The organism is Paenibacillus sp. FSL F4-0100 (assembly GCF_037993005.1).
Lineage (GTDB): Bacteria > Bacillota > Bacilli > Paenibacillales > Paenibacillaceae > Paenibacillus_AQ.
In genome coordinates this window covers 969,410-995,218 of the sequence record NZ_CP150303.1, presented here as the reverse complement: position 1 = coordinate 995,218, position 25,809 = coordinate 969,410, and the positions used below count along the sequence as shown (strand labels likewise).

The following is a 25,809-nucleotide window of genomic DNA, read 5'->3' as shown; positions in this document are numbered from 1 at the left end:
TCTCCCACTGCAAGGGAAATACGGCTTTAAGATGAGAAATACGAGTTCAGAATCCGAATGAACACATTCGGAAATGCGTAGCGTTCCATGTCATGAACGTGAATCCAGCGAAAGCTCTCTTCGCCTGTCTCATATGCCGCTGCACTCTCTGCTACTTCCAGGGCTTCCGGCGGCACATCCTGCCATTTACAGCGGTACACGCCCATATGCCATTGAATATGGCTAAAGGTATGCTCGGCGTCCATCACATGGCCCATCGGCAGGATCGGAACTCCTTCCTCCAGCAAGGCATGACGCAAGCGGCTCATCGCCGTCTCCTCGGACATCACGGCCGGTACGCCGCTCCCCTCGGTCGACACGATCACATGCGGCAGCTCCCACATCCCTGCCAATAAACCGGTGGATGGACGCTTGCGGATCAGAATCTTCCCTTCGTGCACGCCAGTGCCTTCTACAATGGCCGTGAGGCGGTATTCAGGACGTGGCCGCTTGGCCTTCGTCTTAATAGGAAGGGACTCCTCTTTGCCCTCAAACCGTGCTGTACAATGCTCCATCACAGGGCATACCAGACATTTGGGGGACTTCGGCGTACAGATCAACGCCCCCAGTTCCATCAACGCCTGGGTGAAATCCGATGCTCGCCCATCCGGAACCAGCGTCAGCACCAGCTCCTCCATCTTGGTGCGGGTCTTCACTTTCATAATATCTTCTTCAATCAAAAAATAGCGGGACAGCACACGCATGACGTTACCGTCCACTGCTGCGGCAGGAATATTGAATGCAATGCTGCGAATGGCACCCGAGGTATATGGACCAATGCCTTTAAGTCCCGACACTTCATCTTTGCCGCTCGGCATAACGCCCCCATACTGCTCTGTCACCTGCCTTGCGGCAGCCTGAAGGTTGCGTGCCCGGGAATAATAGCCAAGGCCCTCCCAGCACTTCAACACATCGTCCTCCGGCGCATCCGCAAGCGACTGAATCGTTGGAAACCGCTCGATAAACCGGTGGAAATATGGGATTACCGTGTCCACCCGGGTCTGCTGAAGCATAATTTCAGATACCCATATATAGTAGGGATCACGATGCCGGCGCCATGGCAAATCCCTTTTGTTGATCTCATACCAATCCAGCAGCTCTTGGCTGAAGTATTGTTTGTGTTCCGTATTATGCATCTATAAGTAATCTCCTTCGTCAACCTTACTTTATCTTCTCAACCACGGCGAAAGCGGAAGCCAGCGTGGTCTGATGCGAAATCGTCAAATGAATCGCATAATGTGCGGACTCCTCCATTCCGAGGCGATCCCAGGCTTCCTGGGATAGTCGAGTCTCAGGCCTGCCAAGAACACCCGGCAGCACTTCTATGTCACGGAACCCGATTATACCTCCAATTCCGGAGCCAAAGGCTTTGGATATCGCCTCTTTGGCAGCAAAGCGCCCGGCAACAAACTCCGTCCGTTTCGCCCCCTTGCCGGCGGCAATGACCTGCTCACCCTGCGTAAGCACGCGCTTCATGAATCTTTCTCCATGCGGGCCTGTCATCAACATCTCCATTCGCTTCATGTCCAGCACATCATGTCCGATTCCGTAGATCACAATCGTCCGCTCTCCTTCATGGATCCAGTCTTCCTGTCCAAAAAATATACTCTTACTTATTGTATCAGTCGATGTACGTCAACGCGAGACCAACGGTGTTACAACAACATGAATTAAATAAATTTGTTGTATTTCAAATTTCATCTATATAGACTGTACAAAATAGCATGGTGAAAGGGGAATCATATTATGGGCTCATTGATTTATCACGTGGCTGTTTCTCTTGACTATTTTATTGCCGATCAAGCCATGATGGATGGAAGGATCGACCGAACTCTCTTTTTATTCGATGGGGAGCATGTTCCGGACTTCTTGGCAGAAATCCAGGAGTTTGAGGCTGTGCTGATGGGCGGTAAAACGTATGAGTTTGGATTTAAGATGGGGGCTAAGCCAGGAGAGCCTGGTTACAAAGGACTCAAGCATTATATATTCTCACGCTCATTAGAATTCGAATCCAATGAAGAAGTTGAATTAGTCAAGGAGGACGCCATCCCGTACATCCATAATCTTAAACAACAGACAGACGGTAAGCTGTGGCTGTGCGGGGGCGGGGAATTGGCAGGAAGCCTGCTTCAGCATCAACTGATCGATCAGCTTGTATTAAAGGTAAACCCGGTAATGGTTGGTGACGGGGTTCTGTTGTTCGGCAGTGTCAAACCGCGGCTAAAACTCGAACTGGTCGATATGAAGCAATATGCCAACGGCGTTCTCAAACCGACCTACAATATCATATATACCTAATGCCGCTCTAAATAAACTAGCCTTCCAGAGGTTATTCCACCGGAAGGCTAGTTGCCTGGATATTCGTATGTTAGATGCCTGGAATCGTATTGCGCTTGTGTGCGGTTTTGACATAATAACTCTCGAGTTTTTGCTGAACATCAGGATCAATCGTCTTACCTTCCAGGTAATCGCTGTTATCCTCGTAGCTGATTCCGAGCTCTTTCTCGTCTGTTTGACCTTCCCAAAGGCCGGCAGAAGGGGCTTTATCCAGAATCGATTTCGGAACTCCTAAATAGGATGCAAGCATACGAACCTGACGCTTGTTCAGGGAACTCAGCGGCGTAATGTCCACTGCTCCATCGCCCCACTTGGTATAGAAGCCGGTAATCGCCTCGGAAGCATGATCCGTACCGACCACGATCAAATTCTGCTCGAATGCCAGCGCATATTGTACCACCATACGCACTCTGGCCTTCACATTGCCTTTACCCGGAATACTCATATGCTTATGGACCCCGATATTTTTCAGGCCATGCTCAACCTCCAAAGCTATTTCGTTCACCGTTTCCTCGATATTCGTCTCGACGGTATGTTTCAAATCGAAGGCCTTCGCTGTCGCATAGCTGTCTGAAATATCAGCCTGCTCGCCGTATGGCTGGAACACCCCGAGTGTCTTGTATTCCTTGCCAATCTCCTCCGTGAGTTCATCGGTGGCCCGCTTGCACAGACCGGCAGCCACAGCCGAATCAATCCCGCCGCTAATGGCGATCAGCAGTCCGGAAGTGCCCGAGTTCTTTACATAGGTTTTCAGAAAGTCAACGCGCTTGCGTACCTCTTCCTCCACATTAATGGTAGGTTTGACACCCAGCTCTGCGATAATTTGTTCTTGTAGGCTCATGATATATGACTCCTTTCAGTATGCTCTCTCTTTCTGAAGTACTTCATTGATAAAAGAAAAACGTCTATGGACGTACTTCCTCAGAAGACAGACCGCATTTAGCGGAAGTTTTTCTTGCGATATAGAATTTCATCAGCGTAGCTAGATAACTTATAAATTCTATATCTATAACAAAAGCCCCGCGGCTTCGGAATATGCCGAATGCTTCGGGGCCTATGTAACTGCCGGATTACTGGCAGTAGCGATTGAATGCGTCGGTCAAATCCGCCGCGATTTCTTCTGCAGAACGATTCTCCACTTGATGACGCTCAATAAAGTGCACCAATTCCCCGTCCTTCAACAGAGCAATCGATGGGGAGGATGGAGGATACGGAGCAAAATACTCACGTGCTTTAGCCGTTGCTTCCTTATCCTGTCCGGCGAACACGGTAAACAATTGATCCGGCTTCACCTGATTCTCAAGCGCTATGGCTACACCAGGACGCGCTTGCCCTGCTGCGCAGCCGCATACGGAGTTTACAACGACCAGCGTTGTACCTTTCGCTGTAGGAAGAACTTCCTCTACCTCTTCAGGTGTTGTCAGTTCCTTGATTCCCAAGCTGGTCAGCTCATCCCGCATTGGTTGAACCATATCGCGCATATATCGGTCAAAAGACATACCCATAACTCTTCACTCCTTATATAAACAAGATTGTTCGAATTATAACAGCTCATCGATATCTATATTATACAATCCTAAAGAGTGAAAGCAAGAAAATACAAAACGAGCAGCATCACAAAATAGGATACCGCCCGTTTTTCATGTTCCATTGGTTGAACTAGGTAGCAGGATAGTTTACCCCATCTTTTTTCTTGTCAACGATGGGCTCACCACGGCGATCTTTGTTTTCACGCTCCTGCTGCTCCTGTTGCTTGGAATCATTTTTACTCATCCGAATCCCTCCTTTACCCTAAGCTCTGCCTTATGATGCCTAATTACCAATCCGTTTATTCGAAAGCGGCAGCGCTCTGGGATTCCGGCAAACCTTGCGGGTACGAGTGAAGAGGAAAAGAAATAATGAAAACCGTTCCCTCGCCAAGCTTCGACTTCACATCAATGGTTCCATGATGACGCTGTACAATGCTCATGCACAGGGCGAGTCCAAGCCCCGTTCCCTTGCTCTTCGTCGTAAAGAATGGTTCAAACAAGCGCTCCAGCTCATTCTCCGAGATGCCGATTCCGGTATCCGCAACGAACAGCTGCGCCCGATCTCCTTCCATCCGAGTTTCAATCGTCAACGTTCCCTTATCGTCCATAGCCTCCATCCCGTTTCGGCATAAATTCAGAATCAGCTGTTTCATTTCCTTGGTATTCAGGTACAGATGGGGAATTTCGGTTCCGAGTTTCAGCTCAATGCTCTGTCCGCGCAAATTCGCGTCGGCCCACAAGAGCGGATTGAGCTCATGGATAATGTCATGAAGGTGACACTCTTCTTTTTCTGCCACCCGGTTTTGGGCGAGGGATAAAAAATCGCTGATGATACCGTTGGCCCGATCAAGCTCCTCCATGACGATCCGGTAATAATGGTCCAGCGTATCAGGACTCTTCTCCTGCATCAGCTGCAAAAATCCGCGCACGACAGCCATTGGATTGCGAATCTCATGGGTAATACTTGCCGCCATTTGGCCAACCAAGCTTAAACGCTCTACATTCATAAATTCCGTGCGAAGCCTCTCCAGCTCCGTAATGTCTTCCATAACTCCTACCGCACCCAAGATGTCTCCGTTCCCATTATGTATAAGTGGATAGATGCCGGTGGAATACACCCGGGTAGCGCTTCGCATAATCTCGCCGGTGCTTTCGATTCCATCCATAGCTCTCTGAAACCGGTTGCGCAGATGCTCCTTTTGAATCATGCCGTCCAATAAGTCAAATAATGGTCTGCCGATGACATCCTTGGTCGTCAGATTAGGAAAGACGTTTCGAAAGCTGCGGATAAGCGGCTGATTAAAGGCGATGATATTGCCGCTTCGATCCACCGCAACCATTCCTAAAGGAATCATCTCCATCATTTTTGTTAAAGATGACCACTCTTTGACCTTCACATCGTATTGACCTGCGCCTAGGCGCTCACATGTTAATTCGATCCAGTACACAATCATTCCAGAATAAATAATACCGATCAGCATATACAGAATGGTTACCAGAATCGTATCCGGATTCAGAGCATCCTGGTTAACCTTTCCTTCAATCGCGTGGGAGGCTACAATAATCAGCATAGCCGGAATAAGCGCGCTCCACAGCCAACAAATCTTTTCGGTCATGGAGCCTTTCTTGAAATTGGAGGTAATCCAGGGTAATAGCGAGTACCCTAGAACCAGCATATACAGAATGAGGCCGATCGTGGACCAGCCGTTCATCAGCCCATAGCTTGTGATATATATAGCTGCAAGACATAGACCTGAACGCCGACTTCCATATAATATGCCTAAAAATAACGGGATTACGCCAAGATGGATCGGAACGTAATAATCGTTCATAGCCGAGATCAAGACGCATAATACAGTACTGATTCCGCATGCAATGACAATATGTTGGCGAAATCGAAGCAGATCATCCGGATTCTTCTTGTTCAGGCACTTTAGATGTCTGTCGAGGAGAAGCGGCAGATGAAAGATGAGTGTACCAGACAGCAAAACTTGCAGCAAAATATCTTTCCATAGGCTCAGCACAGCGATCGATCACCTCAATTGGACAACGCATCTAATATTTCTGATTAAAGCATAGGCGACATCATATTACAATATATTGTAATTTCTCATTCGAAGTCTGGGGAAACTCCATCCTGTGTCCTTTTCATGAGGTTTGGGATAATTCGCAAATATCCTATATAATAAGATTCATCTATTAATTGATATACCCCCAAAGGAGCTATGAGCAAACATGCTTGATTATGATATTATTGTCGTCGGCGGCGGACCTTCCGGATTGATGTCCTGCGTGGCTGCAGGGGAAAGAGGAGCTTCTGTTCTGCTGATCGATAAAGGAGATAAACTAGGCCGTAAACTAGGCATATCGGGCGGCGGAAGATGCAATGTGACGAATGCCAAAGAACAGGATGAATTGATTGCCAACATCCCGGGAAACGGCCGTTTTTTATATAGTGCTTTTCAGCATTGGAACAACAAGGATATCATGTCTTTTTTCGAGGGGCTTGGTATCCGCCTCAAAGAAGAAGACAACGGGCGCATGTTTCCTGTGACGGATAAAGCCTCGAGCGTCGTGAATGCCTTGATTGGCAAAGTGAAGGAGCTCGGTACCGACATCCGGACAAACAGTCCGGTGAAGAGAGTTCTCTATGAGAACGGCCGGACGGCCGGGATTGAGCTGAAATCCGGGGAAGCGATCAAGTCTTCCTGCGTGATCATTGCAACCGGCGGGCAGTCTGTTCCGCAAACCGGTTCCACGGGAGACGGCTATCCATGGGCTGAGGCGGCAGGACATACCATCACGGAGCTGTATCCAACTGAAGTGCCTATCGTCTCTACCGAGCCTTTTATTGCCTCTAAAGAACTGCAGGGCTTGTCACTGCGGGATGTTGAGCTGTCCGTCTGGAATCCGAAAGGAAAAAAAGTGATTGCCCACCGGGGAGATATGCTGTTCACCCATTTCGGAGTGTCCGGTCCGATCGCGCTGCGCTGCAGTCAGTTCATCCGCCAGGTGCAGCGGAAGTTTGATATCGTGAATGTGGACATGGGCATCGATATGTTCCCCGACCGCTCCCAAGCGGAGCTTGAGGCCGAGCTCAAAGGTCGACTGGAGGATGAGCCAAGAAAGAGCATCAAAAACGTGCTCAAAGGCATGCTCCCGGAACGAATGATCCCCCTGCTGCTATCCAAGACGTCCATCGACAGCGACGTGATCTGCAGCGGTATCTCCAAAACGGCGCTGACAACCTTTGCCTCCATTCTAAAAAAGTTCACGTTCCGCGCTTCGGGCACCCGTTCGCTGAAGGAGGCCTTCGTGACAGGCGGCGGCGTAAGCCTCAAGGAAGTCCAACCAAAAAGCATGGAATCCAAACTGATGCCCGGGCTCTTCTTCTGTGGTGAAATTCTGGATATTCACGGATACACCGGCGGTTACAATATTACGGCCGCTTTTGCAACCGGTTATACGGCAGGCAAGCATGCAGCCGAAGCCGCAGTGATAAACAAATAATGAATAAAAGCGCGCTGTATGCCCCATCCATCGGAGCATTCCAGCGCGCTTTTTATTATTCTTGCGAGTGTCTCTCCTCCTTGTAGACCGGCCAAGACATGAGCGAGGGCGCGACCATGACAGCCAGCACAGTCAATACAAGCGCGGCGAGCCATCCCATTCCCCCTTGTAAAAGCGTTAACCCTGTCATGAGCGAATAAAGAAAGGCGGGAAGAGCTAGTAAGGTTCGGACCGTGAGAACACCAGCCGAACGATGCTGCTGATTCGTAAACGGGAGCACCTGCATAAATTCGGCTTTGGCGAACAATGCCCACCTTGTATTCAGCCAATATGACATCATCAATACCAGAGCAAGATATACGATGATTTTGATGATCGGCGGCGGCAGCCAGACGGCCAGGATGCCGACCAGCGTAATCTGAATATATAATAATAAGCTCTCAGAGTGGCGCAAAATCGCCTTTAACCCCGCATCGGCAAGCCTCTTCTCCGCCGTACCTTTGAACAACCGGCCGGACTTGCGCATAAACCAGGTTTTACTTCGTACGCTGGGAGGTTTACCGACAGCTTGAATGAGCAGCTTCTCCGTCAACTGGATCCTTGTCTTCGCATCCTCACGCGCATCTGCGATGAAGGTCCCTTGCATGGCAAGACGCTTGCGGCTAAGAAGAAACAGCACCAAGAGCAAAATTAAGGAAGCTGCCCATAGTACAACGTAGGACTCAAGCCAAAATGTAACAAGCAGCGCCAGCAGTCCGAATGAGAGCCAGCGTACGATATAAGTCAGTACATGTTTCCGCCAGCCTTTATAGCTTGCGCGAATCATAGCGGTTAATAGATTCGCGCACCAGGCGCATACAGCTGTAATCATCAGCAAAGTCACCAGAACAATACCGGTTATCCCATGTTCCCTGACCAGGATTGGCAGCGCAAGCACTGTAACGACCAATCCCTTGATTGCTGAGACCGTATGGCTGTATACCATGCCTCTGATCATTAAGCCCTTCATCCACCCCCCCTGCTGCCGAAGAAACAACACGTCAGCCTCTTCCAGGAACAGCAGCACTCTGCCAGAGAACATAAAGAGCAGGATGCCTACCACCGCCTGCAGCGGGAAGAACTGTGCCCATCCGGGAAGCGGGCTCGTCCATAACTCGCGGTAGAGCCCGCCTCCCAGCAGCAGACCCGGAACAATGATGTACAGCATCACGATCCAGTCGACCACGGTTGCCAGATTATCGCGTTGATTCTTCCAATGAGCAGTTACCCTTCGCCAAAATAGAGCGCCCGGATGGCTAAAATGATAGGATCGATCCATATCCATCACCTCCCTCATGTCAGCGCATCGAAGCAATCAAACAACGATGCGCCGGGAAGATCAGCGGCCTGGCGGATTTGATCCAACGTGCCCTCCGAAGCAATCCGGCCGCCGGATATGAGCACAAAGCGATCGCAAATTTTCTCTGCGGTATCCAGCACATGGGTAGACATCAATACACCGGCTCCCCGGCGTCTCTCCTCAAGCAGCAGATTCAAAAAATCTCGGGTGGCCCGGGGATCCAATCCGATAAACGGTTCATCTACAATATAGACGTCTGGCTTGGAGAGAAAGCCGATCATCAGCATCATCTTCTGCTTCATTCCTTTGGAGAAGCCTCCCGGCAGTTCATTGCGCACCGACTCCATTCCAAACTGACGGAGAAGCTGATCAGCCTGTGCTTCGAAATGTTCATCATCCATTCCAAATGCGGCAGCTGCCAAATCCAGATGCTCCCATAGCGTCAATTCCTCATAAAACACCGGCTGCTCAGGAACGTAAGCATATCGGGGAGGATGGCCTGCAATAAAGACGTCGGCTTTACTATCTTTAAGCAGCCCCAGCACCGTCTTAATGGTCGTGCTTTTTCCGGCTCCATTCGGTCCGATCAACCCCAGCAGTTCGCCGGGTACCACTTGAAACGATATATCCCGTATCCGTGGGCGACCTGGTTCGTAACCCGCCTGCTGAATATCCACCTTCAGCACCGGCTCGAGCTCAAGTCCATTCTCTTGAATCTTATGCATCTTAACACCCCATCCATTAATCCTATTCTCAGTATTACGCAGATGGACGGGGATTCGTTGCATTTAGTGAAATACTCTTACATTACATCGTAGAAGTTTCAGGGACCCTATGGACTCCATTCCCTGTGGCAGAGGCTTCATCCTTCCTTTCGATTCTGCCTTTGAACAGCAGAAGCACGGCACCCACTGCAGCAGTTCCAAGCCCTGCAACGATATAAGTCGGCACAGGTCCCAGGCCTGTAACGAGAGCGCCGCCGAGCGTAGGTCCGATGATCGCCGCACCGCTGGTAAGACTATTGACCGTTCCGAATACGCGGCTCGTCATATGCTCCGGGGTCCTCTTCATCAGCAGCATCTGGAACGGTACAAGCACGAAGCCTCCGCCTGCACCCGCCAGAAAGAAGGATCCGAACAGCACCACGCTCTGCAGCAGATGCGGCATTTCAGTCACGACGACTACGGCACATACAGCAAACACCAAACCCGCTGCGGCAGCGCCTATTCCCATCTTGGCAAGCGTGCTCCAGCTCAACTTGCGGACAAACATGGCTGCGATCAACGTGCCCAGGCCGCTGGCGGAAATACAGTAACCAAGCAGATCTTCTGATACATTCGGAATCAACCGGAACAAGGTTACAATCTGAGAATCAGCCATCTGCAGCACCAGTACTACTGCGCATATCGTAACGACGCCTCCCAGCAGCAGCGGTATGCCATAGATCAGCTGCACCCCTTCCCCGATTTCCTTGAAGAAGGATTTTTTTCGTCCGTCATGTCCACTACGCCCTTCATTTGGCGACTCACCGGTCAATTCTTTCTGCTTAAGTTGCTTCCGACCCGGCACGCCAAGCAGAAACAGTGCCGATACGACAAAAGCGCCGGCATCGATAATGAAGCATAACTGAATGCCGAACAACGCCAGTAATAAACCGCCCAAGGACGGCCCGATGATCTTGGACAACTGCTCGATCGATGAACTGATCGTCACCGCCTGATCGATGTGCTTCGAGTCTACGATCTCTTTAATCTTGCCGCTCTTGGCAGGAGAGAACAGGACATCCATCAGGCCTTTAACGATCAGCAGTATATAAATTTGTATTAGATTGCCTGCAAACAAAACCCCAATCAAGATAAAAACTCTGACCCCGTCCGATATCACCATGATTTTTTTGCGGTCATACCGGTCACCGATCCATCCTGCCACAGGGCCGCCAATCAAGACGGGAATGGCCATGCATAATGTCATCGCCGTTATTTCCCAGGGCGCGGCCTGCCATTTCAATCCGACAAGCGTCAAGAGCGCAATGATATACAGCCACTCTCCCATGTTGGACACCAGTTGAGATCCCATCAATAACATATAGTTCCGATTGCGCAGCAGCGGTTTTAATCCCTCTGATTCCACGGTTTGTGCTTGATTCATGTTCCCCACCCTTTTCATCCCATCTGAATAATTTCATTATAAAATCGGCGTTCAGAAGGCGTATCGGGCTGGAGGTGTAGTTGATACGGGGCCGGAGAATGAAAATGTTTCGGCTGCATTGTGACAAATCACATGTTGAATTTATTCATTTCAGCGTAATCTTAGATTTGAAGTAATTCAGGACATGAGTCCATATCAAAGGCGGGAGAATGTATGAAGGTGTCACATGAACGCGATACACAGCTTGCTATGCACCTGTATCGGGTGTTTGCCAAGTCATTCAAGAGCGTCAACGAACATGTCGTGAATGGCAGTAAAATCGAAGGCTTTAATCCAACTTCATTTGCCGTAATGGAAGTACTGTTCTATAAAGGCCGCCAGCCCATCCAGCAGATCGGGGCACAGCTGCTCCTGCAGAGCGGAAACGTAACCTATGTGGTTGATAAGCTCGTCGAAAAAGGTTATGTACGCCGCAAGCCCTGTCCCGAGGACAGAAGAGTGATTTACGCCGAGCTGACTCCGCCCGGAGAACAATTGATGCAGAAGCTTTACCCCCTGCATGAACGTCACATCCAGCATGCCCTGGGTGGATTGGATGAGGAAGAGAAGTATCAACTGATTGGGCTTCTGAGTAAAATGGGCAAACATGCGGAACAGGTGCAAATCGTACGCCAGCAAGGCTGAAAAAACAAAGAGAAGAACCCTTCCTCCTTCTCGGAATCAGGGTTCTTCTTATTAATAAGAGTCTATCTATCATTTCATTGAAGTCTGCGCCTCTTCCGTTTCCGCCTCCGGTTCAGGAGGAGCATTGCGGAAGGCGGCCACGATAAACAAACAGATCACAGCCATTGCGGCCATCACCACAAACAGCGAATTCAGACTGCCCTCCAGTATTCCGCTCAGCAGACCGCCTGACCCTTCAGGCAGTTCAGCCATTCCATGCGGAGAGAGCAATTTGTTAATGTCGTCGCTGGTAATGCCTGCAGCATCCGGCTCCGCCGCAAGTCTGCCCGCAATTCCCGCGTTGACCCATAATCCGAACACCGCTACGCCCACGGTCTGACCGAACGTCCGAATGAAGGAGTTCAGCGCCGTGGACGCTCCCCGAACCTGATAACCCACCGAGGATTGTGCAATGATCTGGAACAACGTCGAGATGTATCCGAAGCCGACGCCATAAATGAAAGTAAAGACCAGCAGCACGCCCAGCGCTGTATCCTTATGCATATAAGCCAACCCCACCGCTCCGATCATTAGGAATACGACGCCGATAATCGCCGTTTTCCGGGAGCCGGATTTAACGATCAAACGGCCGCTGATAATCGAACCGATGAGCCATCCGATCGACATCGGGGCCAATGTCAGTCCCGACAAGGTCGCGTTGCCACCTCGAACGCCTTGAATCCACAGCGGCAAATACGTGGTCAACCCGATGATAAGCGCGCTGACCAGAATGTTGGCCACCGTCGATACCGTAATATCCCTGATCTTGAACAGATGCAGCGGCAGCATCGGCTCCTTCACCTTGCTCTCCACTACCAGGAACGCAAGCAGCAGCACCACGGAACCGATGATCAGACTGAGCATGAATGGAGAAGTCCAGGAATAGGTCTCTCCGCCTCCTACCGCGAGCGCAAATAGCAGCGCCGTCATCCCAACGGTAAACAGAGCCGCTCCCCCGTAATCGATCGACACCTCGCGGGTGGTGCGTTCCTCTTTGAAATAACGGAAAATCAGCCATATCGATAACAGCGCAAACGGTACATTAAAGACAAAGATCCAGTGCCAGGACAGGTAATCGACAAAATAACCGCCAAGCAGCGGGCCGATCAGAGAGGAGATTCCCCATACGGAGCTGATCATCCCCTGAATTTTACCGCGCTCCTCCAGATTGTAAATATCTCCAACAATCGTGAAGGTCACCGGAATGACGGCGCCCGCCCCGATCCCTTGGATCGCCCTGAATATGATCAGTTGCGTCATGTTCTGCGACAGGCCGCACAGTAATGAGCCTACGAGAAAGATCAGCGAGCCGTATAAAAATACGGGCTTGCGTCCATATAAATCGCTTATTTTACCGAAGATCGGCGTCGTCACAGCCATCGTCAGCAGATAGGCCGTAAAGATCCAGCTCATCAGACTCACGCTGCCGAAGCTGCTGATAATCGCCGGACCCGCCGGACCGACAACCGTTCCCTCGATCGCAGCCATAAAGGTGGATAACAGAATACCGACCAATATATAACCGCGTTTGTCTTGTTTTAATACACCCACGTTCCTTCGTCCCCTTTACTCTAGACAGCCCCGGCATAATCCCAGACCTGCTGCAACAGGTTTCTGGCATGTATCCTTAATAGAGAAAATAAGGTGTAACCGGGGCCAACAGCATAAAAAGCGCCTCCCGATACCAGGAGCGCTTTCATATCATGTAATATTTCTATTATAAAGGTTACCTTGAAGGTTGCACAGTCACTTTTTCCCGCTCTTCAGATGAATGAACGATGTAGCATGTTTCTTCATGAGTTCTGGATCGTGAGTGATCATCAATATGGCCGAGCCTTCCCCAATGACAAAATGACACAGCTCGATCACCTTATCGATGGCGGCATAGTCCATCCCGGAGGTCGGCTCGTCCAGGATGTACAGCGATCTCTCCAGCATCAATTGGCTGATGATGCTCAGAAGGCGCTTCTCACCCTGACTGAGCAGGTAGGGTGACATCTGAAGCCGATCCGCAAGTCCCGCCTTCTCCAACAGGAACCTCGCTCGTTGCTGTTGGCTGGCAGACAGCTCCGGACGCTTCTTCATGGGCAGCCCTCCATGAAGACTGTAGATCAGCTCTTCCCATACATTCGGGGCGGTAAACATATATTCCGGCTGCTGGAACACATAACCGATCATCTCGGCTCTGCGGTAGACGGCCACTCCCTTCATATCTTCCCCTTGCCAGCGTATACTGCCTGCCGGAGCGGGCAGCAGCCCCATGATCAGACGGCTGAGGGTTGTTTTGCCGGAGCCGTTCTCCCCCGTTAACAGCACCCAGTCGCCGGGGTAAATGTTCGCATGGATATCACACAGCGCCTCCCGGCCCCCGGGATAGGCAAATGTTAGCGAATCGACCTCGAGCAGCGGGGAGGCAGCAGACTCCCTACCGCCTTCTGCATGGGGTACCGCCGCAGGCATGGAACCTGCGGCGATCGGCTTGCCCGCATGGCGCGCAGCCAATTGCGGGGGAGTCGCCGCCGGGACAGGCTTGTCTCCGGCGGCGGCACCCGCTGCCTCGCCTGCGGGCCGAGGCAGCAAGCCCAGCTGCACCAGCTGCTCCCCGCAGCGGTGCAGCAGCTCCTCCGGCGGACCGTCAAGCACGACGGTCCCGCCATCCAGGACGATGACGCGCTGCGCGGCGCGTGCGACATCGTCAAAGCGGCCGGACGCGGTGATAAGCGTCCGGCCCTCCGCCTGCAGCTTATGGCACAGCTGCAGGAAGTTCGCCTGCGCCGCGGCATCCAGGCTGGCGCAGGCGTCGTCGAAGACGAAGAGCCGCGGGCGCAGCGCCAGCACCGCGGCAATGGCCGTCCGCTGCCGCTGTCCGCCGGACAGGCTGCGCACCGGATCCATCCGGCGCTCCAGCAACTCGACCGCCGTAAGGGAGTGCACCACCCGCTCCTCGATCTCCGCGGGTGAAACCCGCATATTTTCAGGACCGAAGGCCGCCTCGTCCTCTACGATGCCTTGAACGAGCTGCGCATCCGGATCCTGAAACAATACCCCTACCGCCTCAGCCACGTCGGCAATCGGCGCCGCTGCAGGATCAATGCCATCCAGCAGCACTTCCCCTGTTCTTGTGCCTCCGCCGCTCCGTGGAAGAAGGCCGCACAGCAGCTGGCAAAGCGTCGACTTCCCGCTGCCGCTTGCCCCAAGGATAGCGACCCACCCGTTCTGCTCGATCTCCAGATGGAGATCCTGTATAACCGGGCGCTCTTCTCCATCATAGATAAACCCGAGTTCCCGGCATGTTACCGTTGTTCCCGACATGGAACTATCCCTTCACGGCGACGGCAAACCGGCGAAGCAGGCCTGTCTTCACTAACGCCTCTCCTAACACTTTGGTTAACAGACCGCAGAGAAGCACGCCGCTCAGAATGCGCACAACCAGCGCGATGCCAAGCACTTCAAGCGGCCAGGACGTATATCCGAACATATTGGCCGCGAATAGGAACCATAACGGTACCATCGCGCCGCCAACCAGCATGAGCACGCCGGCACTCCACTTTTTGTGGCGGTAGATGGCAAAAATCGTCTCTGCCACGATCATATAGCAGCCTGCGGCCACAAAACACGAAGCGATGCCGTATACCGTGCCCGTCAGAGCCTGTATCGTGCCGCCGATCGCAAACGTGACAACCGCCGTTCCCGGTTTACGAATGATATAATAGGCCAAGAGCCCATATACCATGTAGATGCCCGTCGTCGTCGAGGTTGCGATGGGTCCGCCAAGACTGTTCAGCAGCTTGTTAACCGGCCCTATGTATACAGTTAGAACAGCATTGACGGCAGCGAGCATCGCCATCAGAATAATTTCCTGCGTCGTAAAAGCAAACCATTTTTTTGGGGATGATGATGAATTCAAATGTAGTCCTCCTTATTTCCAGCCATGGGCGGCTGTACTAGCGCTTTCGAATGCTTCATTTCATATTTTGCATGCTTCAGTCCTTAACGTCAACCTAATTTTTATTATTATTGGTTAACAATTTAGACAATCCACCACACGAAAACGGTTGCCAGTACATACATGACAGCCGATATGACCGCCCAAGATGGGATGTTAACCTCCGTGCGGTACGTTCGATCCGGATACGCGCCAAAGCCTTTGGACTCCATGGCACCCGCCGTTTGCTGCACACGCCGCAGCGCATTGAGCAGTACAGCCGATACAAACTTCAAGCCGTAGCGCACTCGGTTACCGAGGCCCCTGGGAGGTCGATGGCCCCTTACTTGCTGGGCTGCCAGAATATGAGTTCCCTCTTCCTCCAACAGCGGGATGAAGGTTAGCGCAGCAGATATGCCAAACGCAAACCGATAAGGGATTCGAAGACGTCGGGTCAATTCGGCGACCAGTTCTCTCGGATCTGTCGTCAAGATATAAGCCATCGAGGTTAGAAACAAGGTAAACATCCGGAGCGTCATGGCGCCCGCAGCGTTTAACGCCTCCACCGTCAGGGAGATGGGTCCCCACTGCAGCCATACCGTCTCTCCTTTAACCGTCAGGCTGGTCAGAATGAAATAGGGCACGGCAACCATCGCAATCAGCCGGATCCCACCCAGCAGCCGTTTGCCTGATACCCGGCCTGCAAATCGGGCTTGTCCGATGCATAGCAGGAGGAATACTGCCTGCTGCCAGGCCTGGTCAAGCAGCATGGCTATCACAGCGGTACAAAATAATATCACCAGCTTGCTTAATGGATCATATCGATGAAGAAGCGCGTTCCCCTTCTCATATTGAATCAGCATATTACAACTCCTGCCTCTCTATCGGCCAATCTTTTCTTAATCGCGAAAAAACGACGGCATCCACATAACCGCTAGGCGTATGGCGATAATCCCGCAATAGTCCTTCGCGCGTATAGCCGATCCCCGTAAACCATCGACATGCCCGTTCATTTCTCGGATCAACAAAAGCTTCAATCCGGTTTAGTCCCATGGATGTGTACCCAAATGCCGCAACCATTTCGGCCGCCTCCGACATGAAGCCCTGCCCCCAATAAGCGCTTGTGAGCTCACAGCCGAACTCGCCCTTGAATGCGCCCTCCAGCTGCCAAATATTAAACCCGCAGCTGCCGATCAATTGGCCGGTGTCGATGACTTCGATGCCCCAGCGGATGGCTTCGTCCTGCTCGGCAAGCAGATGCAGCCAATGAATCAATGCCTTTGCATCCTCAGCCGAATGCATTGCAGGCAAATCCAGAAAAGCGGTCGTCTTCGGATCGGACCAACAGCGCAGCATCGCTTCCGCATCATCCGCCTCCATCCTTCGCAGCCGTATTCGCCCGCCTTTTATTTCCGGGATGATTCCCTCGCAAACATACATGGCTTTCCCACCTCCTTGCAAAAAAACTGACTTGTATGGGCTGTTTCCGGTGATACTATGTGCGTGTATAAAAGAGTATAGCGAACATTTAATCCGTGTCCTGGTCATCCATCTGCATCTCAGAACCTAGATGTATCTATATTGATGGATTCGGGAGGCTTCCGTCAATACGCATGTTACGGCCCCCCTTGTACAGTACGGAAGAAGGAGGAAAATCATCTGAGTATGTATATCGCGATTGTCTTGCTGTTCACCGTCGTTGTCATTGCCGCTGCCATTACACAAATCGGATATCTGCAAATTACAAGGATGAGAGTAAAGAACGATCTCAAGCTGTTCACCGTTCTCGAAAAAGCCGGACTATACAGCAGAAAGCAATATGAGTCGCTTCAGAAGAACGAAGTGGTTATCACGAGTTTTGACGGATTGAAGCTGTGCGGCGCAGCCATTGAGAACAATCCCGGCTCCAAGCATTGGATGCTTCTCGCTCACGGTTATACCGGATCCCGAGCCGTATCCACTCAATTTATCGATTTGTTCACAGAAGAGGGCTATAATGTACTCCTCATCGATCAACGCCGGCATGGACGAAGCGAAGGACGTTATACCACCTACGGCTATTATGAGAAACACGATGTGCAAGCGTGGGTACGCTGGCTTATTCGGCAGTATGACCAGGATGTGGCCATCGGGCTGCATGGTCAATCGCTGGGAGGCGGAACCGTGCTTGAATACTTGTCCATTGCCGAGCCGCAGGTTAAACTTGTCATCGCCGATTGCCCGTATTCCGATTTGACGGATTTAATGCGGCATCAGCTTACGCGCATTAACAAAATCCCTTCGGTGCCGTTCCTGTCTTGGGTCAACGCCAGAATTCGACGCAAAGCCGGGTTCAGCCTCGATCAAGTCAGTCCGATCCGTGCTGTTCGGAACAGCACGCTGCCGGTTATGTTTATCCATGGCACCAAGGATAATTACGTGCCTACCCGAATGAGTATCGACATGTTCGAGGCTAAACCGGACCCAAAAAAACTTCTTCTTATCGAAGGCGCTATCCATGCGAACGCTTATCATGTTGATCCCAAGTTATATCGGGAAAGCGTGCACTCTTTCCTTCGCGAACATATAGATCAACCCGTGAGAGTACCGCAGGCGGAAGCTGAACGAGCAACGCAGCCGGAAAAAGAAGCTGCACCTGCACCCCATCCTTTCCAGCTGGAGTTGGACGGCTCGCTTGAAACGATATAGTCCGCTGGCTCTAACCCTTTCTTATCTCTTCAAAAAAGCCCCCGCCTGCACGCATAAGAACCAGCGTGAGTCGGGGGCTTCTTCAATTGTTATGCCGTTATCTACTTACGCCATGGAGTCTGCCTTCTTGGGATTCACCGGTTTAAGCACTTCATCGCAAAGCTCCTTAAGCCTGCTCTGGATTTCCTTGAACTCCTCGATTCCGGCTCCCGTGAGGCTGTATCCTTCACCGTGCGCCGTCAGGAAGTTCTCCTCGGTCAATCGTTCGAGCTCATGCTTAACCTCCCTATCGCCAACCTTATATCCATGGCGCTCCAGCTCGGGCTGCATTTCGCTGATCGTAAGGTCCCGCTCATGGGCGTGATAGAGCATATGAATACCGATAAACAAATTCTGTACGTCTGCCCGCATTAAGGTTCTCTCCCTCCACCTGATTAAATTGATACCTGGTCATGTCATACATTACCCTTGCGCCTAGAAGAGGAATCAGTTGGATTCACTTGGAGCTTTCTTCCTCTTGGCTTGTCTCTTGACGAATATCATATACTTATACTAAGGTGATGGAACCAACGCGAAAATAAAGGAAGGGCGGATAATCACATGTTTCAAAACACACCCTACGAAGGCACCCGGAGCGAGCAATATGCCCAGGTCCTGAACCAGTTAAAAGCACTTATACACGATGAGCCCAATGCCATTGCCAATTTGTCCAATGCCTCGGCGCTGCTCAAGCAGTTTCTGTCCGATACGAATTGGGTCGGCTTCTATCTCTATGATGGTAAAGAACTGGTGCTCGGGCCGTTCCAAGGACTGCCCGCTTGCATTCGTATTCCAATGAATCGTGGCGTTTGCGGCACGGCTGCGGCTGAACAGACGACACTGCTAGTTGCCGACGTACATGAATTCCCCGGGCACATTGCCTGTGATGCAGCTTCGAACAGCGAGATTGTTGTTCCGATCATGGTGGATGGCGCACTGTATGGCGTTCTCGATATCGATAGTCCGCTAAAGAACCGTTTCGATCAGGAGGATCAAGCTTTTCTGGAGGAGTTTGTCCATATATTGGAAGGTCAGCTCACTTTATAATCAGGATGTTTTTACGTATTCTTCCGTACACTAACCAAGGATTTGAAACCACAATTCTTAGGAGGAATACAAGCTATGTATCAAATGAATAACAACAACTCGCAAATTTCGCAGCAAATTCGTCAGTGCGAGCAAATTCTTCAGCAGTTGACCCAGCAAACACAGCAGGGTTCGGCTTTGTACCAGCAGCTGATGCAGCAAGAGCAGCAAAATGCAGCCCGCCTGGAGGAGCTCGCTCAACGTGAGCGTCAAGCGGCACAGATGATCCAGTCTGCCCTTCAAGGCCATCAACAGGCGATGCAGCAGTATCAGCAAATCTCACAAATCGTTAGACAAGTCGAGAATTCCGTGCAAGCTCACAACCAAACACAACACATTCAGCCTTCATTTGGCCAACAGGGTTTTCCTAACACACACCAAGGCCAAGGCTTCCAATAAAAATGTCAAACGGGGTATCTCATAGGTCGATAAGACCTAACGAGATACCCCTTCTATCGTTATCTACTTCTTCTCTTTGTTATCTACTTCTTCTCTTCACTTACTCTGAATTCGATCTCAGCTTGTATCTTATACCTCTTTGGCTCTTCCCCGTTCGAATCGCCCTGGTCCGCGCCGTGCGATTGTGAATCAATCACAAAATCCGCAGATCCGTATACAACGTAATCCCCATCTGGAAAGCCATTCTGCAGGGAATGGATGAAATCTTTGAACCTCTTGTCGTCACTGCTGTCGTAACCACCGCCGATTTGATAATATTCGCGCAGTGGCTCGCCCTTTTTCAGCGTGGTTGTAATATAGGGCTCATTCATGCCATAACTGATGTTGTAGTCCCTTGTGAGCTCTTTCATCGGGAAATAAAAGGCGGAGGCCGCATGGCCGATCGTAACCTCATCCAACTCGCCGACATACTCCAGCTCCGCGTATACTCGAACCTGATCTCCATGCTCGTACTGCTCCTTTTCGCTAACGAGGCGATACACGAAGTCCCCGTCGGGTATCTCAGCCTGATTCCCCCTGGCAGCTTTATTCAATGAAAGATCAGTCGAAGCTGCCACCTGCATCTCCTGCTTCGCACAACCTGTTAGCATCATCAACATCACGATAAACCCCATATAAAGGTACCTTTTCATCTTCATTTTCACCTCAACTTCCAGACGGATGGTCAGAGGGCAATGTTGCACAGAACTGCAAAAAAGCCGTATCCAAAACTCCTCAGAACTGCGAAGTTTTGGATCGACTTATAGTCAAACTGTTCTATTTAAGGCAGCCTGAGTTTTTTGACGGCCACAGGACTGCTTCGAATTTCAAGACTCATAAATGTTCTTTATCCGTCCCACCTGGCCATCTTGAAGGCGTACTTTTATGCCATGCGGATGGTTCGGGGAATTGGTCAGAATATCCTTGACCACGCCGCGGGTTAATTTGCCCGTTCGCTGATCCTGCTTCAATACGATATCAACCTCAAGTCCCGGTTTGATATTGGAACGCTGCCCACCGTTCATCGTTGTCCCTCCTGTCCATTTCTTGATGCTGTCCATTCTCTATTGTCCACCTTACTGAAATCAAGGTTGAAAAGCAAATTCCAAACAACAAAGGACTGCCCGTTAAAAGATCATTCAGATCTTCGAATCGGACAGTCCTTCTATCTCATTCTAAGTACGGGTACATACCCAATGAAAAATTATGATGCGCTACAGGACGCTTCCGCCATGCATGAAGCGATTTTTCCAGGAATCACCGAAGGTACCTACAAGGACACCACCGGATTGTTTTGAGTACGTATGCAGCAGCTTATTGTCTCCCAAATAAATAGCTACATGGGTGATCCGCTGTTTGGACTTGTCCAATCCGGCATAAGCGGATGCCGATGAACCTCTGTAACTCATAAAGAATACTAGATCCCCGCGCTTTAATTGATTGACGTTGTAAACAGCCGTTCCTTTATCCTTGACGTATTGCCCTTGTTTGCGGGAATCGCTTGGCAGCGTAATGTTAGCGCCGTCCATGAATGCGCGGCGAACAAAAGCGGAGCAGTCAAAGGTCTTCGTTGAATTCCGGTTAGAACTGAATTCGTACGGCGTGCCAAGATACTTCATGCCTGCACTGATTACTTTTTCAACGCTGGCGCTGGCAGAAGGCGCAGTACTTCCCGAATTGCCGGAATTGTTAGAAGAGCCGCTGCTTTGGTTAATATATTTAGACGAAGCATATCCTTGCTTGCCGTCCGAAGTTTTGATCTTATACCAGCCTGAGCTCTTACCCAGAATTTGAACGCGGTCACCCTTATGCACGCGGTCAACGACTTTACCCGAAGTCGAAGCCTTATTGCGCATATACACATTCGAGCTTGCCACGCCGTTTGTTGCAGACTGCACGCTGGCAGCAGCCACTTCATTCACAGAACCATATCCGTAAGAACCAAGAACCGCTGCTGATAGAAGCGCTCCGGCCATCAATTGTTTAAAGCTTTTTTTCGAGAAAATAATGATCTCCCCCATCTCGTTAGATTGTGGAATGACGAAATTGTCATTTTCGTGATCCCGCAATCATTATAGACAGGCCATGTCTCGGGACGCATGCTACCATCCTCACAAAAACGCATGCCAACTATTGGCAAAGAGGGGGACTATAGTCTCTTTTTATGCTTAAATTTAGTATAAATAGATTATTATAGAAATAATGCATGCCAAAATAACCCAACCAGCCCGGTATAACAAACGCCGGAATTCTCTGTTGGGTCTTTCTACTTACCATATATACGTATTTTTTCTTACTATTGTTGCAGGAGAGTATATATTGCGATCCTTCCTACAGCTAAAAAAGCCTGTCCAGACGGGTATCCCCATCTGACAGACTTTAGTTTATCGTACATCCTAAATTTCATTCCACTACAATTTTGTAAACATTTGACCTTATGGCCTCTTGGAATAGAGCGGATACCCAGGGTTTTCCGGTACGTCAATCAGGATAACCCTGACATTGTCTTGCGCCTTAAGGCTTAGCGTCTCGCCCAGCTTTGTATCCATTACCATAAAGTCCCGCTGACGAAATTGAAGGCTTTCCTCTTCGGCACAAAAGCTGCCAGCTCCCCTTACGGCAAGCACAGCCGCTCTCCTGCCGGACTTCAGTTCATACTGAGCTTCATTACCAGCCAGAATCTGAATATCCAGCATCCTCACATCTACGGATAAATCGGTTGGTGCAGAACCGCCAATCATCGTTTTGACCAGTCCACCCTGTATGCGGGTTACCGGGAAGGAATCCGGTCGATACTGACGACAGGCAGGATTCTGTTTCAATGAATCGCGAAGATACGGCTCGAACCAAATCTGAAATCCTTCTGCATCCGGTCCAGTCAAACGTTCCTCGTGTGTTAGCCCGGAACCGGCCCTCATCAATTGCAGGCCTCCAGGCCCCAACTCACTGTGCGTGCCATGCGAATCCTTATGAACGCCCTTTCCCTGAATCATATAAGTCACGATTTCAAAACCCTGATGGGGATGAGGCGCAATATAACCTTCGACGGGCGAACGGAACCAGGACCAATAGAATAGTGGCCCCACCCGGGTCACGGCAGACCCTTCTCCGGAGAAACCGATCGGCTTCTGCTCCGTTATCCTTCCTCCATCGAGAGAGTCCGTGCTCTGATTCTCGGGTGGATATACATTTCCTATCATGTCCAGTCTCCTCCTTTCACCCATCCATGATGGACCTTGAACAGGTGCTCCATTGATTATCTCGGCTTTAAGATAGTATCAACGATAACAGAATATATATCAACATCCTTAAATTCCCTTCTTGCGGATGCATATTTGCGAATCACTTTTCAGTTTATTTTCAGTTCACGTTCAGTCTTCATTCAGCTAGAGCACGTATGATAAAGTTGAAGGAATGAGATAAGGGGAGTTTTGTGCTATGGAATCAACGCATCGTATTCGTGTTTTGCTAGTGGACGACGAGCCGCATATCCTGCAGTTTCTGGAGCTTGGTCTCCAAAATGAAGGGTTTGGGGTGCGAACGGCCCCGGATGGGGAACGTGCGATAATGGAAGCAAGCCGCTTCGAGCCGCATATCATCGTTCTGGATGTGATGATGCCGGGAATGGACGGACTTTCGGTATGCAGACGGTTGAAAGAGGAGGGTCGGGATGTCGCGATCATTATGCTTACCGCGAAGGACGAGATTGATGACCGTGTGAAGGGCCTCATGATCGGAGCGGATGATTACATGACCAAGCCTTTCAGTTTCGAAGAGCTGCTTGCCCGAATTCAAGCAAGGCTGCGCAATCAGTTCCCGAGCCTGCTGGGTGAAATTCGGCTTGGCCCATTCACCATCGATGACCGGAAGAAGGAAATTGCATACCAGGGGGAGGCCCTTGAGCTGTCGCCCACGGAGTATAAGCTGCTTAATCTGCTTGTGACCAAACACGGCAGCGTTTTGAGTAAAACGAACATTTTGAATATTGTGTGGGATTACGACTTTGGCGGAGAGGATAACATCGTTGAGGTTTATATCCGATCCCTGCGCGAGAAGCTCGGCGATAAGGAACACCGGGTCATTCGCACGCTTCGCGGAGCCGGCTACCGGGTCGATTTGCCATGAGTTTGCGAAACCGTACACGTTCATCCGGGCCTACGTCTCTACGTACGCAGCTCCTGTCACGATCCCTCATCGTCTTGGCGCTTCTGCTCGTGCTCATCGGCGCATTGCAATATGTGTTAATGAAAAACGCCCTGTTCCGCAATCAAGCCGAGGCGCTTTCCCTTCAGGCTCGGTCGATCCCCATGGAGCTATGGGAGGCTGATCAGGAGCCGCGTAACCGGCCTGCAGGGCGAAATAACGAAGCCCTTCCGGAAAACCCGCGTCAGGAAGACAGACCTATGTTCTTTCTGCCGAATATGTCGCTTGCCAAGATCGAAACCGACGGAGGCTACACCGACCTGGCCGCTGATAACGGTCTGTCCGCGCCAAAGCTGACAGCTGAGGTTTATTCAGCGATCCTGGAGAAATTCCAGAAGCGTCTGCCTATTCCGTATGAAGTAATCGACAATGCCGAGGGCACCGAGCAGATCATTGTCTTTCGCCCTTACGGCAATCCGAGCAGCCCCTCGGGTGTACTGCAGCTTGGATTAGATACGCAGCCCCTGCATGCCGTTCTGCTGCGGCAGCTGCTGATTTTTGCCGTACTGGCTTTACTGGCCATGGCTGCAGGGGTTGCATTGTACCTGCCTTTGCTGCGCCGAACGCTCCACCCCCTAAACCGAATGGTCGAAGCGGTAAAACGCACAGACGCCGGGAACTTGGCGGAGCGTTTTCCTGCCGTGCAGGGTCAACGGGAGATTGACCGCTTGGCCGAATCGTTTAACGGCATGCTGGAAAGGCTCGAGGATGCGTTTGAAACGGAACGTGAAGCCAAAGAGCAGATGCGGAGGTTTATTGCCGATGCTTCCCATGAGCTGCGAACGCCGCTCACTTCCATTCACGGCTTTTTGGAGGTGCTTGGCCGCGGAGCTGCCGACAACCCGGAGCAGCTGCATGCTGCACTATCCAGCATGCACGGGGAATCCAAGCGCATGAAGAAATTGGTCGAGGATTTGCTTCTGTTAGCCAAGCTTGACCGCAAGCCGGAGCTCCATCTGCAGGCAACCCGGCTGGATCAGCTGCTGCTTGAGATGGAGCCCCATCTGAGGATGCTTGCCCAAGGCAGGATTGTAACGATTCGAGCGGTACCGGTGCTGTGCCGGTGTGACCCCGATAAGATCAAACAGGTCATCTATAACCTGTTTCATAATGCGGTACAGCATACCGATTCTGCCATAGGGCGGATTACCCTTACGGTTAATAAAACCAAGGACCAGGCCGTACTGCTGGTTAGCGATAATGGAGCCGGGATTCCGGAGGAGCATCTGCCCCATCTGTTCGAGCGGTTCTACCGCATCGATGAATCCCGGACCAGACAGCACGGCGGTGCGGGTCTTGGATTATCCATTACCCAATCCATCATTGCCGCACATGGCGGTCAGATGAGCGTGGACAGCACGGTCAACCAAGGAACGGTTTTTCGTGCCGAGTGGCCGGGTATCATTCAGTCCTTAGCCTGAAATCCCCCTTCACAAGCTCCGGCGGGACCACCACCAATGACGAAAACATCGGCCGTCAGTTTGAGTTCCTCATTTGCACGCAATCGATGATCCCCCCTCCTTGATTGCTAAATAATATGAGATCATAACAACAAAAAAAGGAGATCATGAAGGATGCTCATGATCTCCAGTAGACTGGTCGATTGAATTTATCATAGTTATTCGATTGGAATTACCAAGTATATTATCAGCAGATGACACAAGCGTCAAGTCATTTTTTAGGAGAAATCACGATGTGCGCAAGACATAACTTCCCACCGCTCTCCCTAATGTCCCACTGTCTTTGCTAACGTATTTTTCCTTATATCCTGACAATTTGGTACAATACACTCGGTACTAGAAGAA

The 25,809-nt window shown here is 50.8% G+C and carries 26 protein-coding genes; 8 read left to right on the top strand and 18 right to left on the bottom strand.

The annotated features are described in order from the left end of the window. Positions 1-26: 26 nt before the first annotated feature. Entirely contained in the window at positions 27-1,175 is a 1,149-nt protein-coding gene (gene mutY, locus MHH48_RS04415; RefSeq protein ID WP_076325913.1) for an A/G-specific adenine glycosylase, read from the bottom strand. A 25-nt stretch (positions 1,176-1,200) separates the two neighbouring features. Beyond that, positions 1,201-1,596: a holo-ACP synthase gene (acpS, locus tag MHH48_RS04410; protein ID WP_076325914.1), complete on the bottom strand. Its 396-nt coding sequence runs from the start codon at positions 1,594-1,596 to the stop codon at positions 1,201-1,203. A gap of 189 nt (positions 1,597-1,785) precedes the next feature. On the opposite strand from acpS, the gene MHH48_RS04405 reads away from it, so the two are divergent. Further along, positions 1,786-2,337 (top strand): dihydrofolate reductase family protein, encoded by a 552-nt coding sequence (locus tag MHH48_RS04405; protein WP_076325915.1) that lies wholly within the window; start codon positions 1,786-1,788, stop codon positions 2,335-2,337. A gap of 70 nt (positions 2,338-2,407) precedes the next feature. Here the strand turns inward: MHH48_RS04405 and nadE are convergent, their stop codons facing one another. The 3 genes from nadE to MHH48_RS04390 form a co-directional block, all read right to left on the bottom strand. Next, positions 2,408-3,217 carry an ammonia-dependent NAD(+) synthetase gene (nadE, locus tag MHH48_RS04400; protein ID WP_076325916.1) on the bottom strand — a complete coding sequence of 270 codons (810 nt, stop codon included), beginning with the start codon at positions 3,215-3,217 and terminating at the stop codon, positions 2,408-2,410. A 229-nt stretch (positions 3,218-3,446) separates the two neighbouring features. Continuing rightward, complete coding sequence (locus tag MHH48_RS04395; protein ID WP_076325917.1) at positions 3,447-3,881, bottom strand: BrxA/BrxB family bacilliredoxin; 435 nt, start codon at positions 3,879-3,881, stop codon at positions 3,447-3,449. Between the two features lie 323 nt (positions 3,882-4,204). Further along, entirely contained in the window at positions 4,205-5,929 is a 1,725-nt protein-coding gene (locus MHH48_RS04390; RefSeq protein ID WP_076325918.1) for an ATP-binding protein, read from the bottom strand. Between the two features lie 211 nt (positions 5,930-6,140). Here MHH48_RS04390 and MHH48_RS04385 point away from each other — a divergent pair, with 211 nt between their 5' ends. Next, on the top strand, positions 6,141-7,415 hold the full coding sequence (locus MHH48_RS04385; RefSeq protein ID WP_076325919.1) for an NAD(P)/FAD-dependent oxidoreductase: 1,275 nt from the start codon (positions 6,141-6,143) through the stop codon (positions 7,413-7,415). Between the two features lie 55 nt (positions 7,416-7,470). On the opposite strand, the gene MHH48_RS04380 is transcribed toward MHH48_RS04385, so the two are convergent. The 3 genes from MHH48_RS04380 to MHH48_RS04370 all read right to left on the bottom strand — a co-directional run bounded on the left by MHH48_RS04380 (position 7,471) and on the right by MHH48_RS04370 (position 10,902). After that, positions 7,471-8,733, bottom strand: coding sequence for an ABC transporter permease (locus MHH48_RS04380; RefSeq protein ID WP_076325920.1), 1,263 nt, complete (start codon positions 8,731-8,733; stop codon positions 7,471-7,473). Positions 8,734-8,747: 14 nt separating this feature from the next. Next, positions 8,748-9,479 carry an ABC transporter ATP-binding protein gene (locus MHH48_RS04375; protein ID WP_076325921.1) on the bottom strand — a complete coding sequence of 244 codons (732 nt, stop codon included), beginning with the start codon at positions 9,477-9,479 and terminating at the stop codon, positions 8,748-8,750. An 82-nt stretch (positions 9,480-9,561) separates the two neighbouring features. Next, positions 9,562-10,902: an MFS transporter gene (locus MHH48_RS04370; protein ID WP_076325922.1), complete on the bottom strand. Its 1,341-nt coding sequence runs from the start codon at positions 10,900-10,902 to the stop codon at positions 9,562-9,564. 213 nt (positions 10,903-11,115) lie between these two features. Between MHH48_RS04370 and MHH48_RS04365 the strand changes: the two genes are divergently transcribed. Then, entirely contained in the window at positions 11,116-11,586 is a 471-nt protein-coding gene (locus MHH48_RS04365; RefSeq protein ID WP_076325923.1) for a MarR family transcriptional regulator, read from the top strand. 69 nt (positions 11,587-11,655) lie between these two features. Here the strand turns inward: MHH48_RS04365 and MHH48_RS04360 are convergent, their stop codons facing one another. From MHH48_RS04360 to MHH48_RS04340, 5 genes are all read right to left on the bottom strand, one after another. Continuing rightward, positions 11,656-13,176, bottom strand: coding sequence for an MDR family MFS transporter (locus MHH48_RS04360; protein WP_076325924.1), 1,521 nt, complete (start codon positions 13,174-13,176; stop codon positions 11,656-11,658). A gap of 195 nt (positions 13,177-13,371) precedes the next feature. Next, positions 13,372-14,937: an ABC transporter ATP-binding protein gene (locus MHH48_RS04355; RefSeq protein WP_256720817.1), complete on the bottom strand. Its 1,566-nt coding sequence runs from the start codon at positions 14,935-14,937 to the stop codon at positions 13,372-13,374. A 4-nt stretch (positions 14,938-14,941) separates the two neighbouring features. Then, complete coding sequence (locus MHH48_RS04350; protein ID WP_076326035.1) at positions 14,942-15,472, bottom strand: ECF transporter S component; 531 nt, start codon at positions 15,470-15,472, stop codon at positions 14,942-14,944. 182 nt (positions 15,473-15,654) lie between these two features. Then, positions 15,655-16,413: an energy-coupling factor transporter transmembrane component T gene (locus MHH48_RS04345; protein ID WP_076325925.1), complete on the bottom strand. Its 759-nt coding sequence runs from the start codon at positions 16,411-16,413 to the stop codon at positions 15,655-15,657. A gap of 1 nt (position 16,414) precedes the next feature. Next, entirely contained in the window at positions 16,415-16,990 is a 576-nt protein-coding gene (locus MHH48_RS04340; protein ID WP_076325926.1) for a GNAT family protein, read from the bottom strand. A gap of 225 nt (positions 16,991-17,215) precedes the next feature. Here MHH48_RS04340 and MHH48_RS04335 point away from each other — a divergent pair, with 225 nt between their 5' ends. Continuing rightward, entirely contained in the window at positions 17,216-18,238 is a 1,023-nt protein-coding gene (locus MHH48_RS04335; protein ID WP_076325927.1) for an alpha/beta hydrolase, read from the top strand. Between the two features lie 105 nt (positions 18,239-18,343). Here the strand turns inward: MHH48_RS04335 and MHH48_RS04330 are convergent, their stop codons facing one another. Continuing rightward, positions 18,344-18,649, bottom strand: coding sequence for a hypothetical protein (locus MHH48_RS04330; RefSeq protein WP_071221900.1), 306 nt, complete (start codon positions 18,647-18,649; stop codon positions 18,344-18,346). Positions 18,650-18,838: 189 nt separating this feature from the next. Here MHH48_RS04330 and MHH48_RS04325 point away from each other — a divergent pair, with 189 nt between their 5' ends. After that, positions 18,839-19,324, top strand: coding sequence for a GAF domain-containing protein (locus MHH48_RS04325; RefSeq protein ID WP_076325928.1), 486 nt, complete (start codon positions 18,839-18,841; stop codon positions 19,322-19,324). A 75-nt stretch (positions 19,325-19,399) separates the two neighbouring features. Then, positions 19,400-19,762 (top strand): AMP-dependent synthetase and ligase, encoded by a 363-nt coding sequence (locus MHH48_RS04320; RefSeq protein WP_076325929.1) that lies wholly within the window; start codon positions 19,400-19,402, stop codon positions 19,760-19,762. Between the two features lie 83 nt (positions 19,763-19,845). Here the strand turns inward: MHH48_RS04320 and MHH48_RS04315 are convergent, their stop codons facing one another. The 4 genes from MHH48_RS04315 to MHH48_RS04300 form a co-directional block, all read right to left on the bottom strand. Further along, positions 19,846-20,454, bottom strand: a complete 609-nt coding sequence (locus MHH48_RS04315) for a hypothetical protein (RefSeq protein WP_076326036.1) — start codon at positions 20,452-20,454, stop codon at positions 19,846-19,848. Positions 20,455-20,628: 174 nt separating this feature from the next. After that, positions 20,629-20,826, bottom strand: a complete 198-nt coding sequence (locus tag MHH48_RS04310; protein WP_076326037.1) for a YwbE family protein — start codon at positions 20,824-20,826, stop codon at positions 20,629-20,631. Positions 20,827-21,015: 189 nt separating this feature from the next. After that, complete coding sequence (locus MHH48_RS04305; RefSeq protein WP_256720818.1) at positions 21,016-21,870, bottom strand: SH3 domain-containing C40 family peptidase; 855 nt, start codon at positions 21,868-21,870, stop codon at positions 21,016-21,018. A 366-nt stretch (positions 21,871-22,236) separates the two neighbouring features. After that, entirely contained in the window at positions 22,237-23,001 is a 765-nt protein-coding gene (locus tag MHH48_RS04300; protein ID WP_076325930.1) for a pirin family protein, read from the bottom strand. 238 nt (positions 23,002-23,239) lie between these two features. On the opposite strand from MHH48_RS04300, the gene MHH48_RS04295 reads away from it, so the two are divergent. Both MHH48_RS04295 and MHH48_RS04290 read left to right on the top strand, forming a co-directional pair. Then, on the top strand, positions 23,240-23,926 hold the full coding sequence (locus tag MHH48_RS04295) for a response regulator transcription factor (RefSeq protein WP_076325931.1): 687 nt from the start codon (positions 23,240-23,242) through the stop codon (positions 23,924-23,926). Further along, positions 23,923-25,425: a HAMP domain-containing sensor histidine kinase gene (locus MHH48_RS04290; protein WP_076325932.1), complete on the top strand. Its 1,503-nt coding sequence runs from the start codon at positions 23,923-23,925 to the stop codon at positions 25,423-25,425. Before MHH48_RS04295 ends, MHH48_RS04290 begins: the two co-directional genes overlap by 4 nt. The last annotated feature ends 384 nt before the right edge of the window (positions 25,426-25,809 follow it).

Coding starts and splice junctions, on each gene's coding strand:
- mutY (WP_076325913.1), bottom strand. CDS start 1,175: ATGCATAATACGGAACACAAACAATACTTCAGCCAAGAGCTGCTGGAT.
- MHH48_RS04405 (WP_076325915.1), top strand. CDS start 1,786: ATGGGCTCATTGATTTATCACGTGGCTGTTTCTCTTGACTATTTTATT.
- nadE (WP_076325916.1), bottom strand. CDS start 3,217: ATGAGCCTACAAGAACAAATTATCGCAGAGCTGGGTGTCAAACCTACC.
- MHH48_RS04395 (WP_076325917.1), bottom strand. CDS start 3,881: ATGGGTATGTCTTTTGACCGATATATGCGCGATATGGTTCAACCAATG.
- MHH48_RS04385 (WP_076325919.1), top strand. CDS start 6,141: ATGCTTGATTATGATATTATTGTCGTCGGCGGCGGACCTTCCGGATTG.
- MHH48_RS04380 (WP_076325920.1), bottom strand. CDS start 8,733: ATGGATCGATCCTATCATTTTAGCCATCCGGGCGCTCTATTTTGGCGA.
- MHH48_RS04375 (WP_076325921.1), bottom strand. CDS start 9,479: ATGCATAAGATTCAAGAGAATGGACTTGAGCTCGAGCCGGTGCTGAAG.
- MHH48_RS04370 (WP_076325922.1), bottom strand. CDS start 10,902: ATGAATCAAGCACAAACCGTGGAATCAGAGGGATTAAAACCGCTGCTG.
- MHH48_RS04365 (WP_076325923.1), top strand. CDS start 11,116: ATGAAGGTGTCACATGAACGCGATACACAGCTTGCTATGCACCTGTAT.
- MHH48_RS04355 (WP_256720817.1), bottom strand. CDS start 14,937: ATGTCGGGAACAACGGTAACATGCCGGGAACTCGGGTTTATCTATGAT.
- MHH48_RS04350 (WP_076326035.1), bottom strand. CDS start 15,472: ATGGCGATGCTCGCTGCCGTCAATGCTGTTCTAACTGTATACATAGGG.
- MHH48_RS04345 (WP_076325925.1), bottom strand. CDS start 16,413: ATGCTGATTCAATATGAGAAGGGGAACGCGCTTCTTCATCGATATGAT.
- MHH48_RS04340 (WP_076325926.1), bottom strand. CDS start 16,990: ATGTATGTTTGCGAGGGAATCATCCCGGAAATAAAAGGCGGGCGAATA.
- MHH48_RS04335 (WP_076325927.1), top strand. CDS start 17,216: ATGTATATCGCGATTGTCTTGCTGTTCACCGTCGTTGTCATTGCCGCT.
- MHH48_RS04330 (WP_071221900.1), bottom strand. CDS start 18,649: ATGCGGGCAGACGTACAGAATTTGTTTATCGGTATTCATATGCTCTAT.
- MHH48_RS04325 (WP_076325928.1), top strand. CDS start 18,839: ATGTTTCAAAACACACCCTACGAAGGCACCCGGAGCGAGCAATATGCC.
- MHH48_RS04320 (WP_076325929.1), top strand. CDS start 19,400: ATGTATCAAATGAATAACAACAACTCGCAAATTTCGCAGCAAATTCGT.
- MHH48_RS04315 (WP_076326036.1), bottom strand. CDS start 20,454: ATGAAAAGGTACCTTTATATGGGGTTTATCGTGATGTTGATGATGCTA.
- MHH48_RS04310 (WP_076326037.1), bottom strand. CDS start 20,826: ATGAACGGTGGGCAGCGTTCCAATATCAAACCGGGACTTGAGGTTGAT.
- MHH48_RS04300 (WP_076325930.1), bottom strand. CDS start 23,001: ATGATAGGAAATGTATATCCACCCGAGAATCAGAGCACGGACTCTCTC.
- MHH48_RS04295 (WP_076325931.1), top strand. CDS start 23,240: ATGGAATCAACGCATCGTATTCGTGTTTTGCTAGTGGACGACGAGCCG.
- MHH48_RS04290 (WP_076325932.1), top strand. CDS start 23,923: ATGAGTTTGCGAAACCGTACACGTTCATCCGGGCCTACGTCTCTACGT.